General features: G+C 59.9%; 12 protein-coding genes and 2 pseudogenes. 9 read left to right on the plus strand and 5 right to left on the minus strand.

Annotated features, from left to right (window positions below):
• Positions 1-21 precede the first annotated feature (21 nt).
• The 4 genes from prpB (at position 22) to prpF (ending at position 6,149) form a co-directional block, all read left to right on the plus strand.
• Positions 22-966, plus strand: coding sequence for a methylisocitrate lyase (prpB, locus tag ACYQ47_RS35305; RefSeq protein WP_459909708.1), 945 nt, complete (start codon positions 22-24; stop codon positions 964-966).
• Between the two features lie 24 nt (positions 967-990).
• The gene (prpC, locus tag ACYQ47_RS35310; protein ID WP_459909710.1) at positions 991-2,157 is read left to right on the plus strand and encodes a bifunctional 2-methylcitrate synthase/citrate synthase; all 1,167 of its coding nucleotides are present in this window, start codon (positions 991-993) and stop codon (positions 2,155-2,157) included.
• A gap of 173 nt (positions 2,158-2,330) precedes the next feature.
• Positions 2,331-4,928, plus strand: a complete 2,598-nt coding sequence (gene acnD / locus ACYQ47_RS35315) for a Fe/S-dependent 2-methylisocitrate dehydratase AcnD (RefSeq protein WP_459909712.1) — start codon at positions 2,331-2,333, stop codon at positions 4,926-4,928.
• Between the two features lie 36 nt (positions 4,929-4,964).
• Positions 4,965-6,149, plus strand: a complete 1,185-nt coding sequence (prpF, locus tag ACYQ47_RS35320) for a 2-methylaconitate cis-trans isomerase PrpF (RefSeq protein ID WP_459909714.1) — start codon at positions 4,965-4,967, stop codon at positions 6,147-6,149.
• Between the two features lie 165 nt (positions 6,150-6,314).
• Here the strand turns inward: prpF and ACYQ47_RS35325 are convergent, their stop codons facing one another.
• Positions 6,315-6,890, minus strand: coding sequence for a cysteine hydrolase family protein (locus tag ACYQ47_RS35325; RefSeq protein WP_459909935.1), 576 nt, complete (start codon positions 6,888-6,890; stop codon positions 6,315-6,317).
• A 50-nt stretch (positions 6,891-6,940) separates the two neighbouring features.
• Between ACYQ47_RS35325 and ACYQ47_RS35330 the strand changes: the two are divergent.
• From ACYQ47_RS35330 to ACYQ47_RS35350, 5 genes and pseudogenes are all read left to right on the plus strand, one after another.
• Positions 6,941-7,829: pseudogene (locus ACYQ47_RS35330) on the plus strand (IS110 family RNA-guided transposase); the annotation flags it as partial.
• Between the two features lie 12 nt (positions 7,830-7,841).
• Positions 7,842-8,045: pseudogene (locus ACYQ47_RS35335) on the plus strand (IS3 family transposase); the annotation flags it as partial.
• A 586-nt stretch (positions 8,046-8,631) separates the two neighbouring features.
• Positions 8,632-9,333: a porin gene (locus tag ACYQ47_RS35340; RefSeq protein WP_459909716.1), complete on the plus strand. Its 702-nt coding sequence runs from the start codon at positions 8,632-8,634 to the stop codon at positions 9,331-9,333.
• Positions 9,317-9,871 carry a porin gene (locus ACYQ47_RS35345; protein ID WP_459909718.1) on the plus strand — a complete coding sequence of 185 codons (555 nt, stop codon included), beginning with the start codon at positions 9,317-9,319 and terminating at the stop codon, positions 9,869-9,871. The genes ACYQ47_RS35340 and ACYQ47_RS35345 overlap by 17 nt, the downstream gene beginning before the upstream one ends.
• Positions 9,872-10,164: 293 nt before the next feature.
• Complete coding sequence (locus ACYQ47_RS35350) at positions 10,165-11,064, plus strand: DapH/DapD/GlmU-related protein (protein WP_459909720.1); 900 nt, start codon at positions 10,165-10,167, stop codon at positions 11,062-11,064.
• Between the two features lie 213 nt (positions 11,065-11,277).
• On the opposite strand, the gene ACYQ47_RS35355 is transcribed toward ACYQ47_RS35350, so the two are convergent.
• From ACYQ47_RS35355 to ACYQ47_RS35370, 4 genes are all read right to left on the minus strand, one after another.
• Positions 11,278-12,177, minus strand: a complete 900-nt coding sequence (locus ACYQ47_RS35355) for an IclR family transcriptional regulator (RefSeq protein ID WP_459909722.1) — start codon at positions 12,175-12,177, stop codon at positions 11,278-11,280.
• A gap of 66 nt (positions 12,178-12,243) precedes the next feature.
• Positions 12,244-13,179 (minus strand): electron transfer flavoprotein subunit alpha/FixB family protein, encoded by a 936-nt coding sequence (locus ACYQ47_RS35360; RefSeq protein WP_459909724.1) that lies wholly within the window; start codon positions 13,177-13,179, stop codon positions 12,244-12,246.
• Entirely contained in the window at positions 13,179-13,928 is a 750-nt protein-coding gene (locus tag ACYQ47_RS35365; RefSeq protein WP_459909726.1) for an electron transfer flavoprotein subunit beta/FixA family protein, read from the minus strand. The genes ACYQ47_RS35360 and ACYQ47_RS35365 overlap by 1 nt, the downstream gene beginning before the upstream one ends.
• A 59-nt stretch (positions 13,929-13,987) precedes the next feature.
• The gene (locus ACYQ47_RS35370) at positions 13,988-14,488 is read right to left on the minus strand and encodes a MaoC family dehydratase (RefSeq protein WP_459909728.1); all 501 of its coding nucleotides are present in this window, start codon (positions 14,486-14,488) and stop codon (positions 13,988-13,990) included.
• Positions 14,489-14,500 lie beyond the last annotated feature (12 nt).

Raw genomic sequence — 14,500 nt, forward strand, 5'->3', positions numbered from 1 at the left:
GGGTTACGAGCGCGCTTTTGCATGGCAAAGAATTTGCAGTACAACCGCGCCTTCTACGGAGACATCAACGTGATTTCAAAATCCTTACTCGGACAGACCGCCGGCGCGCGGTTCCGCAACGCCGTCCGGGACCAATCGCCCTTGCAGGTTGTCGGTGCGATCACCGCCTATGCCGCGAAGATGGCTGAAGCCGTCGGCTTCAAGGCGCTGTATCTGTCGGGCGGCGGCGTCGCCGCAAACTCGCTCGGCATGCCGGACCTCGGTATCAGCACGATGGAAGACGTGCTGATCGACGCGCGCCGCATCACGGATGCGTCGTCGCTGCCGCTCCTGGTCGACATCGATACCGGGTGGGGCGGCGCGTTCAATATCGCGCGCATGGTCCGCTCGTTCATCAAGGCGGGCGTGGCGGCGATTCATATGGAAGATCAGGTGGGACAGAAGCGCTGCGGGCATCGTCCGGGTAAGGAAGTCGTCACCACGGGCGAGATGGTCGATCGCGTGAAGGCCGCCGTCGATGCACGCACCGACGAATCCTTCGTGATCATGGCCCGCACCGATGCGGCCGCCGCCGAAGGTATCGACGCCGCGATCGAGCGAGCGGTGGCCTATGTGGAAGCTGGCGCGGACATGATCTTCCCCGAAGCCATGAAGACACTCGACGACTATCGGCGCTTCAAGGCGGCGGTCGGCGTGCCGATTCTCGCGAATCTGACCGAGTTCGGCTCGACGCCGTTCTTCACGACCGACGAACTGAAGGACGCGAATGTCGATATCGCGCTCTATTGCTGCGGCGCGTATCGCGCAATGAATGCCGCCGCGCTCAACTTCTACGAGACCGTGCGGCGCGACGGCACACAAAAAGCCGCCGTCGACACGATGCAGACGCGCGCCGAACTGTATCGATATCTCGGCTATCACGCGTACGAAGACAAGCTGGATCAGTTGTTTTCGGCGCAGAAATAACCCCCAGCTTTAGGAGACTGAGTAATGAGCGAAGCAGACAACAGCACCGCAACGAGCGGTTTCAAGCCGAAGAAATCGGTCGCCCTCTCGGGCGTGACGGCAGGCAACACCGCACTATGCACAGTCGGCAAGACCGGCAACGACCTGCACTATCGCGGTTACGACATTCTCGATGTCGCGACCACCAGCGAGTTCGAGGAGATCGCGTATCTGCTCGTGCATGGCAAGCTGCCGAACGTCGCCGAGTTGAAGGCGTACAAGACAAAACTCAAGGCTTTGCGCGGCTTGCCCGCAAACCTCAAGGCCGCGCTCGAATGGATTCCGGCGTCCGCGCACCCCATGGACGTCATGCGCACCGGCGTATCCATGCTCGGCACCATCCTGCCCGAAAAGGACGATCACAACGTTCCCGGCGCGAAGGATATCGCCGACAAGCTGATGGCCTCGCTCGGTTCGATGCTGCTCTACTGGTATCACTACTCGCACAACGGCAAGCGCATCGAAGTCGAAACTGACGACGACTCCATCGGCGGACACTTTCTGCATTTGCTGCATGGCGTGGAGCCCTCGAAATCGTGGGTCGAAGCCATGCACGTATCGCTCAATCTTTACGCTGAACATGAGTTCAACGCATCCACGTTCACGACTCGCGTGATCGCGGGCACGGGCTCGGACATGTATTCGGCGATCGTGGGTGGCATTGGCGCATTGCGCGGCCCGAAACATGGCGGCGCCAATGAAGTCGCGTTCGAAATTCAATCGCGCTATCAAACGCCCGACGAAGCCGAGTCCGATATTCGCGCACGCGTCGAGAAGAAGGAAGTGGTGATCGGCTTCGGTCATCCGGTCTATACCATCTCCGATCCGCGTAACAAGGTCATCAAGGAAGTCGCGAAGAAGCTCTCGAAGGAAGCGGGCGACAACAAGCTCTTCAGCATCGCCGAACGGCTCGAATCCGTGATGGCCGACGCAAAGAAAATGTTCCCCAACCTCGACTGGTTCAGCGCGGTTTCGTATCACATGATGGGCGTGCCCACGGCCATGTTCACGCCGCTCTTCGTCATCTCGCGCACGGCGGGATGGAGCGCGCACATCATCGAGCAACGCATCGACAACAAAATTATTCGACCCAGCGCCAATTATATTGGCCCAGAAAACCTTGATTTCGTAGCGCTAGCCGACCGTAAGTGAGAGATTGCGTTCGTCCCTCTGCGTCCTGAGAGCGCACGGAGTTATGCTCTGTTGCCCCCCGGCAGCAGAGCCTTTTTACTACCGGTCGATATAGACCGATTCGACCTGCCCCCACCCTTACCTTCGAGCATGGCGTCTACAGTTAAAGACCATGCGATGAGCGAGACACGGCCATGAACACTGCAAACCGCAAGCCCCTGCCCGGCACCCAGTGCGATTTCTTCGATGCGCGCGCGGCCGTCGAAGCCATCTCGCCCGCTGCCTACGACACGCTGCCCTACACCTCACGCGTCCTTGCCGAGAACCTCGTGCGCCGCTGCGACCCGGATATTCTCGATGCGTCACTGCGCCAATTGATAGAACGCAAAACCGAGCGCGATTTTCCGTGGTTCCCGGCCCGTGTCGTCTGTCACGACATTCTCGGCCAGACGGCGCTCGTTGATCTCGCGGGCCTGCGCGACGCCATCGCCGATCAGGGCGGCGATCCCGCCAAGGTGAACCCTGTGGTGCCCGTTCAGCTGATCGTGGACCACTCGCTCGCCGTCGAATGCGGCGGCTTCGATCCGGAAGCGTTTCAAAAGAACCGCGCCATCGAAGACCGCAGAAACGAAGACCGTTTCCACTTCATCGACTGGACCAAGCAGGCATTCAAGAACGTCGAGGTCATTCCGCCGGGCAACGGCATCATGCATCAGATCAATCTCGAGCGGATGTCGCCGGTCATCCATTCGATCGACGGCGTCGCGTTTCCCGACACGCTCGTTGGCACCGACAGCCACACACCGCACGTCGATGCGCTCGGCGTCGTCGCCATCGGCGTGGGCGGTCTCGAAGCCGAGAACGTCATGCTGGGCCGCGCGTCGTGGATGCGCCTGCCGGATATCGTCGGCGTCGAACTGACGGGCAAGCGCCAGCCGGGCATTACCGCAACCGATATCGTGCTCGCGCTCACTGAATTCCTGCGCCGCGAAAAAGTCGTCGGCGCGTACCTAGAGTTCTACGGCGAAGGCGCGTCGAGCCTCACGCTCGGCGACCGCGCGACCATCTCGAACATGGCGCCGGAATACGGTGCGACCGCCGCGATGTATTACATCGACGAGCGGACCATCGCGTATCTTCGTCTGACGGGCCGCGACGAAGCGCAGATCCGCCTCGTCGAGACCTATGCCAAAACCGCGGGCCTGTGGGCCGACACACTCAACCACGCGCAATACGAGCGCATTCTGCGTTTCGACCTGTCGAGCGTCGAGCGCAACATGGCCGGTCCGTCGAATCCGCATAAGCGCCTGCCGACCGCGCAACTCGCCGAACGCGGCATTGCGCGCGAGTGGAAAGATACGCCCGGCAAGATGCCGGACGGCGCGGTCATCATCGCTGCCATCACCAGTTGCACGAACACCAGCAATCCGCGCAACGTGATCGCAGCGGCGCTCCTCGCGTGCAATGCGAACGCGCAAGGTCTCGCGCGCAAACCGTGGGGCATGTCGTCGCTCGCGCCGGGATCGAAGGCGGTCGAACTGTACTTGCAGGAAGCCGCGCTGCTTTCGGAACTGGAAAAGCTCGGCTTCGGCATCGTCGCGTTCGCGTGTACGACCTGCAACGGCATGTCGGGCGCGCTCGATCCGGTCATCCAGCAGGAAATCGTCGATCGCGAGCTTTACACTACCGCCGTGCTGTCCGGCAACCGCAACTTCGACGGCCGCATTCACCCGTATGCGAAGCAGGCGTTTCTCGCCTCGCCGCCGCTCGTGGTCGCGTATGCGATTGCAGGCACTATCCACTTCGATATCGAAAAAGACGTGCTCGGCACGGGCAAGGACGGCCAGCCGGTGTATCTGAAAGACATCTGGCCGGACGATGCCGAGATCGATGCAATCGTCGCGCAGAGCGTGAAGCCGGAGCACTTCCGGAAAGTGTACGAGCCGATGTTCGCGCTCACGCAAGCAAACGGCGACGCCATCAGTCCGCTCTACGACTGGCGCGGCCAGAGCACGTATATCCGCCGTCCGCCGTACTGGGAAGGCGCGCTGGCCGGCGAGCGCACGCTCAAGGGCATGCGCCCGCTCGCCGTGCTCGGCGACAACATCACTACCGATCACCTGTCGCCGTCGAACGCCATTCTCGCGAACAGCGCGGCGGGCGAATATCTCGCGAAAATGGGCCTGCCTGAAGAAGACTTCAACTCGTACGCGACGCATCGTGGCGATCACCTGACGGCGCAGCGCGCGACCTTCGCCAATCCGACACTCGTCAACGAGATGGCCGTGATCGACGGACAGGTGAAGAAGGGGTCGCTCGCGCGTATCGAACCGGAAGGCCGGGTCACGCGCATGTGGGAAGCCATCGAAACGTATATGGAGCGCAAGCAGCCGCTCATCATCGTCGCGGGTGCGGACTATGGACAAGGCTCGTCGCGCGACTGGGCGGCGAAGGGCGTGCGGCTCGCGGGCGTCGAGGCCATCGTCGCGGAAGGCTTCGAGCGCATCCATCGCACAAACCTCATCGGGATGGGCGTATTGCCGCTCGAATTCAAGGCAGGCGTCAATCGCGTGACGCTCGCGCTCGACGGCACGGAAACCTACGACGTGACCGGCGAGCGCAAGCCGCGCGCCGATCTTGTGCTCGTGGTGCATCGCAAGAACGGCGAACGTCTGCAGGTACCGGTCACCTGCCGGCTCGATACGGCCGAGGAGGTCTCGATCTACGAAGCGGGCGGCGTATTGCAGCGCTTCGCGCAGGACTTCCTAGAGTCGTCGAAGGCAGCGGCCTGACGCACGTGGCCCTCTCTTTATAAGGAATCGATAAACATGGCATACGCACCCCAAATCCGGATTCCCGCCACCTACATGCGCGGCGGCACCAGCAAGGGCGTCTTTTTCCGGCTGAATGATCTGCCCGAAGCGGCACGCGTTCCAGGCGCCGCGCGCGACGCCCTCTTCATGCGCGTGATCGGCAGCCCCGATCCGTACGGCAAGCAGATCGACGGCATGGGCGGCGCGACATCGAGCACGAGCAAGACGGTCATCGTGTCGAAGAGCGCGCGCCACGATCACGACGTCGATTACCTGTTCGGTCAGGTCTCCATCGACAAGCCGTTCGTGGACTGGAGCGGCAACTGCGGCAACCTGTCGGCAGCGGTCGGTCCGTTCGCCATTAGCGGCGGATTGGTCGATTCGGACCGCGTGCCGGATAACGGCGTCGCGATCGTGCGCATCTGGCAGGCGAACATCGGCAAGACCATCATCGCGCATGTGCCGATGACAAACGGTGCCGTGCAGGAAACGGGCGACTTCGAACTCGACGGCGTAACCTTCCCGGCCGCCGAAGTGCAACTGGAGTTCCTCGATCCGGCTGCGGAGGAGGAAGGCTCGGGCGGCTCGATGTTCCCCACCGGCAATGTGGTGGACGACCTCGACATCCCGGGCGTAGGGACGCTGAAGGCCACGATGATCAACGCGGGCATTCCGACCATTTTTCTGGATGCGGAGGCCATCGGCTACATGGGCACCGAGCTGCAGGACGCCATCAACGGCGACGAAGCCGCTCTCGAGCGCTTTGAAACGATCCGCGCACACGGCGCTCTGCGCATGGGTCTCATCAAGAGCCTTGATGAAATCGCGCAGCGCCAGCACACGCCGAAGGTGGCGTTTGTCGCGAAGCCGGTGGCGTACGTGTCATCGAGTGGAAAGGCGGTCGGGGTGGAGGACGTGGACGTGCTCGTGCGCGCGATGTCGATGGGCAAGCTGCATCACGCGATGATGGGCACCGCGGCGGTCGCCATCGGTACGGCGGCGGCGATTCCCGGCACGCTCGTCAATCTCGCGGCGGGCGGCGGCGCGCGTCAGTCGGTGCGGTTCGGGCATCCGTCGGGCACGTTGCGCGTCGGCGCCGAGGCGGTGAAAGCGGGCGGCGAATGGCAGGTCACGAAGGCGATGATGAGCCGCAGCGCGCGCGTGCTCATGGAAGGGCATGTGCGCGTTCCGTTCGATTAGAACGGCTAAGCGTCGATTGTCGGCGACTCGTCCTGTTCGTATCGGATGAGATTCTCCGGTAGAAAGACACCCCGTGCTTCCACGCGGCGTCGAGTAAAATCGCAGGTGTCGTGGCGAAAAAGCGCATACCGTAGACTGGGCACAATACCCGGCAGTTAGCCTTCCTTAGCCAATATCAGGCAGGTCCGCAATCGAGATGACCCGGGAGATGGAACGAAGCATGTCGATCGACGCTCGATGCTCCTCCGCTGATACCGCCGCGCAGGCATCTTCGATGACGAACACACGGAAGTCCCTGTCATGCGCATCGCGGACGAAACTCTGGACCGCCCATGTTGTGCTGACGCCCGCAACCGCGAGAGTATCGATTTCCTGCGCACGAAGCAGCGATTCCATCGGCGTTCCATAGAAGCCATTCACTCGCGGCTTTTCGATGACGACATCGGCCAGGTCCGCGTCGAGGTCGGGATGAAAGTCCGTGTCGGATCCACCCAACGCCAGCGCGCCAAACTCCTTCGCCTTGCCGAACATGGGCGACCACGTCGGCAACTCATGATAACCGGGACGAAACCCGACCTTGACCAAAACGTTAAGCCACCCACGTGCCTTGCCATGTGCGAGAACGGTGTTCGCATGTCGAATCACCTCGCGTTCCGCTGCCTGTTGCGCCGACCTCGCGGTTTTTCCTTCCGGGTGCATAATGTCCACGTTGTGGTCGAGGCCGATAATTGCCGTTTTGATCAGTCAACGCCGTGTCCAATCCGATTGGGATTTACAATGCAGTCGGCATCGTTCGTCAGGCGGGCGTGGAAGGGACCGGCACGTTTGGTGCAGGGTTGACGCGGGCGCTGCGCGACCACGAGATCGAGATTTGGGAAGTGAACCGGCCGGACCGCAGATCGCGGGTTTCGCGGCAAGTCCGATCTCACTGACGCCGAAAGCGCGGCACGCGCCGTCCTCTCGGGCAAAGCTGCTGCGATCCCAAAGAACAAATCGGGTGCCGCGGAGGCTATGCGCGCTGTCGCCGTCGCACGGCGAAGTGCTGTCAAGGCCAAAACCCAAGCCATCAATCAGCGGAGGGGCCTACTCGTGAGCGCACCTCAAGACATCCGCGAACGCCTTTCGAGCGCGAAGATGGCGCAATGCGTGACGAACTGCGCTCGGGTTCGGTCGCTAGGGAGCACGCCCATGTTGCAGGCTCTGGCCACCACTCTTCGCTTGCTGGCCAAACGGTGGATAGCCCTTGAGGAAGAATTAAAGACTCTTGACGCAATGCTGGAGAAGCTTACCAGTCAGTATGCCCCTCGGCTCAGAGAGCGCTTCGGTGTTGGTCCTCACACCGCCGCGATACTTGTTACGGTTGCCGGTGACAACCCCGAGCGCCTTAAAAATGAGGCTTCTCTCGCGGCGCTTTGTGGAACAAGTCCTCTACAAGCCTCATCTGGCAAAACAGTACGGCATCGATTGAATCGCGGCGGAAATCGTTCCGCAAATAACGCGTTATGGACAATAGCGATGGTCCGCATGCGTAGTGATCCGAGGACGAAAGCTTACGTGCAGCGCCGAAGCCAGGAGGGCATGTCGAACAAAGAGATTCATCGCTGCTTGAAGCGGTACATAGTGCGAGAACTTTACCCTCTCATACTCGCTGATCTAGCCGAATCCAAAGTCTCCTCTTGACATAGGAGCGTCAACGCGCCAATGGAAAGCTTCTGGGGATCGCTCAAAAACGAACTTGTGCATCACTACCGGTTTGCGACACGCGCCCAGGCTCGACAGGCCGTCACCGAGTATATCGAGATCTTCTACAACCGCCAGCGAAAGCAGGCCCGTCTTGTCTATCTTTCTCCCGCCGCTTTCACTCAACGCTTTTATAAAACGCAACTTGCAACCTAGACCATTGCTCTCCACGATTGACCACCGACCTCATGGACACCGGCGGGAGTTTAACCAGCTCTCACGAGAAATGCGGCAGCCCAGTCGCGGTCTTAATTCCATCTGGTACGCTTCGTCGCTCACATCTCCCGCGTCCGCCCGATCCTCGAGACCAGATCTCCAGAGCTTTTCACGCACCATTGCTGGCGCGCGACAACGTAGCTTCGCGAGATAGTTGACATGCGCCGACCGCTCGTAACGTGGAATTGCGCTCGTGGTCGAGCTGCCTATGAACCAATGACGACAGCAGCACCATGACACTTGACGACAAGCAACTCGAACGCGACGGAAACCCCTCCATCGAGATGTTGATTTTCGACATCGCTACCACGAGGCGCAGTTGCGATGCGTTAGGATTGCTTAATTATCGGCTGATGGGCAATGCCGTTAGGATCGGCGCGGGCGTATCTTACTACCAAAGAAGGCGAAGGAGCGTAGGAAGCGCTTCGCATCGCTGCCTCTAAGTTTGCGGCGAATTCGGCCTGTTCGATCGTTAGGGGTGTTTTGAATCATCCCTTTTTGGTTAAACAAAACTACGGAGATAGCAATGAACATTCGGCACTTCAAAGTCGTCACGTTTATTGGTACGGCATTCGTTGCAACGCCGGCATTTGCGCAGAGCGCCGTGACGCTGTACGGCATAATCGACGCCGGCCTTGACTTCACGAGTAACGCGCAGATTCGTCGTCCGGCTGGCGGCCCTCAAGGGGGCAATCAGTATTCGTTGCAGGACGGCGCCACAGGAGGAATTCGCGGAAGCCGGTGGGGTCTGAGGGGCGCGGAAGATCTCGGCGCCGGCTATAAGGCGATTTTCGTGCTCGAAAACGGATTCGGTATCGGCAACGGCACTCTCGCGCAAGGCGGAGCCGAGTTCGGACGCCAGGCATTCGTTGGGTTGCAGTCGCTATACGGCAACATCACGCTTGGCCGCCAATACGACTCCGTGACAGATTTCACGCAGCCGTTCCAGTCAGGAGCGCAATGGGCCGGATACATGGGCGGTCATGCGGGCGACGTCGACAATACGTTGAATACACGTCGCAGCAACAATTCAGTGAAATTCGCAAGCCCTGATTTCAACGGGCTCAAGTTTGGCGGCCTCTATAGCTTCGGTGGGGTTGCCGGATCGTTCGCCAGGAATCAGGTCTGGTCTGTCGGCGGTAGCTACAACCGGGGACCGCTGGGTTTGGGTATCGCCTATTTGAATGCACGCAGCCCGAATCTAGGCATCTATGCAACGGAATCCTAACGCCGGCACAACGGCTGCCAGCAATAACCTGGGTTCGTTCGGATCGGCAACGACCCCCGAGAACAATCCCATCTATGCGGGTTACGCTTCTGCGTCAACCTTGCAGATCATTAGCGCAGGCAGCAGTTATCAACTCGGAGCGTTGACGCTCGGAGCCGCGTATTCCAACGTACAGTTTCGAGGACTGGGTTCTTCATCGGGACCCAATCCGCTAGGCTATGCCGGGATCGCGAGATTCGATAATGCAGAAGCGAACGTAAAGTATCAGATCACCCCGGCATGGGTTGCCGGGTTGGCCTATGTCTACACACACGCGAGCGGCGCCGATAACCACGCCGGTGCGCTGTATCACCAAGTAGCAGTCGGCACGGACTATTTCCTCTCGAAGCGAACCGACGCCTACATCGTCGCCGTATATCAGCATGCAGGAGGGACCGATTCGCTGGGCCAACCGGCCGTTGCCTATCTCACGGGGCAGACGCCTTCAGCAAACGACCACCAAGTGGGCGTCCGCGTGGCACTCACGCATCGGTTCTGATACTAGTAGGTTCTTTCCAGTTCCGCCAAACCTGTTCACGCCATTGTTCTCACATATCGCGATGGCGTGCGCCATCGTCATAGTTTTACTGCCGTTGGAAATCCTCGCGCACGCAGCGAACGCGGCTCGCGGAAAAAAGACGCTCGTGCTCGGCGCGACGGCGAACGAAACCGTCGGACGTCGGCATTGACCGCATCTGCACTTGCGAGACGTCACCGCGACGATCCGCGCGCCGTGTCGTCGCTGGTAAAACATCGCTTCTCGGACAATGAATAGGGATTGAGGGAGCGTCAATGGCTATCGTGCGAACCGGACATCGCTACCGTGATGTGCAGACGGGCAAGACTATTGACGTCTGGTTCCCATCCTCAGGCATCGTCAAAACCCGCAGTTGTCTCGCGGAAAAGTTCGGCCTCATTTCGGGTAATATTGTTGACGTTTCCATTGACTTAATCGGGACGCCTCCGGTTTCCACGGAAGACGCCTATTTGCGTTTGCACGCCCTTTCCGAGCGAACGGTCAAGCCTAACGAGATTAATCTCAATGGCATTTTTGGTTTATTACCCAATGTCGCGTGGACCTCCGCAGGTCCCGTTTTTCCAGACCATGTGAACGAGCTGCAGGATCGGGCGGCGTCTGAATATCATCATGCGACGGTGTCGTCGATCGATAAATTTCCCCGCATGACAGATTACCTTGTGCCCAGGGGTGTACGAATCGCCGACGCGGACCGTGTAAGACTCGGTGCCCACTTGGCTGCCGGTACGACTGTGATGCACGAGGGATTTGTAAATTTCAACGCGGGAACACTTGGCGAGTCGATGGTCGAAGGCCGCGTGCCCCCCGGCGTGACTGTCGGAAAGAATTCAGATGTCGGTGCTGGCGCATCCATCATGGGAACGCTATCGGGCGGTGGCAAAGTCAAGAACGCTATTGGGGAACGTAGTCTGCTCGGTGCGAACGCGGGTATTGGCATTTCCCTTGGCGATGACTGTATTGTCGAGGCAGGACTCTACGTGACAGCAGGAACCAAAGTTAGAATGCCTGATGGGAACATCGTGACCGCCAAGCATTTGTCCGGCCAATCCGGTCTGCTGTTCCGTCGAAATAGTCAAACGGGTGCTGTGGAGGTCTTACCGACCACGGCCACACGCTGGGGCGGACTCAATACAAGCTTGCATAGCAACGACTGACATTTCATGTCGAGAACTTCGACCTATCAATGCTGGTCAGTATGTTCGAACAAGCGTGACATGGCCTAATCCCGCAACAGAATAAAGTGGGTACCGAAGCCCGGCACGTGCACATTAGCTATGTGCGGCAACGTCCATGTGCGAACGTCGCCTGTCCCCGGCAATTCCGAGCTGGTATGAAGATGTCGGATAGCATGAGAAGCCGTACATGGATCAAAGCGGAATCGTGCCCGCGCAAGCAGCGGCTGCAATCGGCGCGACTGCGAGTAGCGCTTCGCTGGCCTCCATCAATCTCGAATCGGGCAATCTGGCGGCCTGCGCAGCCAAACACAACGCAGCGACAGGAACACGAGCCTGACTAAATACGGGCACGCCAACCGAGTGGACCCCGCGTACCAGATCGCCAAGGCTGACGCCGAAGCCAAACACTTCAGAGCGTCGATACATACTCTCCAGCGATTCGAGGCTTGCTCCAACGCAGCGGCTCATTTCCTGCTCTCGATTATTGGCGCGCACGTCGGCAACTTCATGCGCGGGCATCGAAAGCAGAATGGATACGCCAGCAGCTGCTGTGATAAGCGGACGCCGCGTACCGACTCCAACCGACACCGCACGCAGATCCGCATGACCAGCGCGCAATGCACAAACATACTCGTAGCCGCTTCGCAGCATCAGGAAAGCAATACCGTCGAACCGTAGGGCAACGGCAGCGAGCCGCTCATGACACGAACCTTCCAGTTCGGGATGGAATGGCACTGACAGTCCAAGCTCCCAAGCAAGCGGCCCCAGAATGTAACGAAGATCTTTGGAGCGTTGTTGCGCCAGCCTTTCGCGGATCAGACAAGCTAGCAGCCGGTGCGTGGAACTCTTATCCAAGCCGCAGCAAGCGGCCAAATCAGAAAGCCTCCAGCCAGTGCGGTGGCGGGATGCGAGTACACGCAGTATTCGGATGGCGCGTTCAAGGCTCTGTGTTCCAGAGCGAGTGGCGCCGATCCCTCTTACGCGGTCCTCGAGTTGATCCGTGGAAAGCGCAGAAAGCTCGCCTTTAACCGAGAGATCGGGTGGAACGGAACGCGGGACCGCTGCCGTAGAGTTGTGGCCAGTGAATCTCATCGCTGAATTCCTGCAAATGAACAAGGCAGATGCGGAGCGCAGTTAAGCGAAAAAATTTTCAAGCCATCAAGCAATCGTGCTTGTCAGCTCCGGCACATGCACAAACAGGTCGCCGACGAGACCGTAATCGGCAACGCTGAAAATCGGCGCTTCGGGGTCTTTATTGATCGCGACGATCACCTTGCTGTCCTTCATGCCGGCCAGATGTTGAATCGCACCCGAAATGCCCACCGCCACGTACAGTTGCGGCGCGACGATCTTGCCGGTCTGGCCCACTTGATAATCGTTCGGCACATAGCCCGCATCGACCGCCGCGCGCGATGCGCCCAGCGCCGCGCCGAGTTTGTCGGCGAGCGGTTCGAGCACTTTCAGGTAGTTCTCGCCGTTGCCAAGGCCGCGACCGCCCGAGACGATCACCGAAGCTGAAGTCAGTTCCGGCCGATCAAGCTTCGTCACTTCGCGACTGACGAACTGCGAGATACCCGCGTCCGCCGCCGCTTCGATCTTGTCGATCGCTGCGCTGCCACCTTCCACCGCCACCGGATCGAAGCCGGTCGAACGCACGGTGATGACCTTGATCGGATCGCTTGATTGCACCGTCGCGATCGCGTTGCCCGCGTAGATCGGACGCTCGAACGTGTCCGCGCTGTCGACGGCGGTGATGTCGCTGATCTGCGCGACATCCAGATGCGCGGCGATACGCGGCGCGATGTTCTTGCCGTATGCGGTCGCCGGCGCGAGGATATGCGAATAGTCCTTCGCGATGTTCAGCACCGTAGCTTCGACGTTCTCCGCGAGGCCTGCGGCGAGTTGAGGCGCATCGGCGAGCAGCACTTTGGCCACGCCCGCGATTTTCGTGGCGGCTTCCGCCGCGCCCTGCGCGTTGGAACCCGCGACCAGCACGTGCACGTCGCCGCCGATTTTCGCGGCCGCTGCAACGGTATTCAGCGTCGATGCCTTGATCGACGCGTTGTCGTGTTCCGCAATAACGAGAATGGCCATCAGATCACCTTCGCTTCGTTCTTCAGTTTGCCAACCAGCGTTTGCACATCCGGCACGGTGATGCCGGCGCTGCGCTTCGGCGGCTCGACGACCTTCAGCGTCTTCAGGCGCGGCGCGACATCGACACCCAGATCTGCCGGCTTCACGGTAGTCAGCGTCTTCTTCTTCGCCTTCATGATGTTCGGCAGCGTCACATAGCGCGGCTCGTTCAGGCGCAGGTCTGTGGTGATGACGGCGGGCAGCGTCAGCGACAGCGTCTCGGCGCCGCCATCGATTTCACGAGATACGGTGGCCTTGCCGTCGGCAATCACGATCTTCGAGGCGAATGTCGCCTGCGGCAAACCCGCCAGCGCGGCCAGCATCTGACCGGTCTGGTTCGAATCGTCGTCAATGGCCTGCTTGCCGAGAATCACGAGCTCGGGCGTTTCCTGATCGACCAGCGCCTTCAGGATCTTCGCCACCGCCAGCGGCTGCAATTCATCGGCGGATCCGACGAGAATGGCGCGATCCGCGCCGATCGCCAGCGCCGTGCGCAAGGTTTCCTGACACTGCGTCACGCCGCACGACACGGCAATCACTTCGGTCGCGACACCCGCTTCCCTCAGACGCACCGCTTCTTCCACGGCGATCTCGTCGAACGGGTTCATCGACATTTTTACGTTGGCGATATCGACCCCCGTGTTGTCCGACTTCACCCGGACCTTCACGTTGTAATCGACCACGCGCTTGACTGGCACCAGAATCTTCATCCCTGCCTCACTGCGTTTCACTGGACTTCGATGCACGCGCTGCCCGCATCGTCCGAAATTTACACATCGATGCCCGAGCCGCGCTTCGGCACGAGCACCGTTCGCTCGAACTGCATGAAGCGCGTCCCATCGGCTTTCAGTCCGACCGTCCTGACGGTCACGATGCCTTGGGTCGGGCGCGATTTCGATTCGCGCTTGTTGAGCACTTCCGACTCGGCATAGATCGTATCGCCGACGAAAACCGGCGCGGTCAGCGATACCTTGTCCCAGCCCAGATTGCCGATGGCGTGCTGACTGACGTCGCGCACGCTCATCCCGACCACCATCGAAAGCGTTAGACAGCTATTGACCAGCGCGCGCCCGAACTCCGATTGCGACGCATATTCGTTGTCGAAGTGGAGCGGATGGGTATTCATGGTCAACAACGTAAACCAGATGTTGTCGGTCTCGGTAATCGTGCGGCCGGGCCGATGTTCGTAGATATGACCCAGCTCGAAATCTTCGTAGAAGCGGCCTGCGTTTTCCCGGATACGAACGGTTTCGTGCGTTATGTCGTTCATGGTGATACTCCG

Source organism: Caballeronia sp. HLA56 (assembly GCF_054655155.1).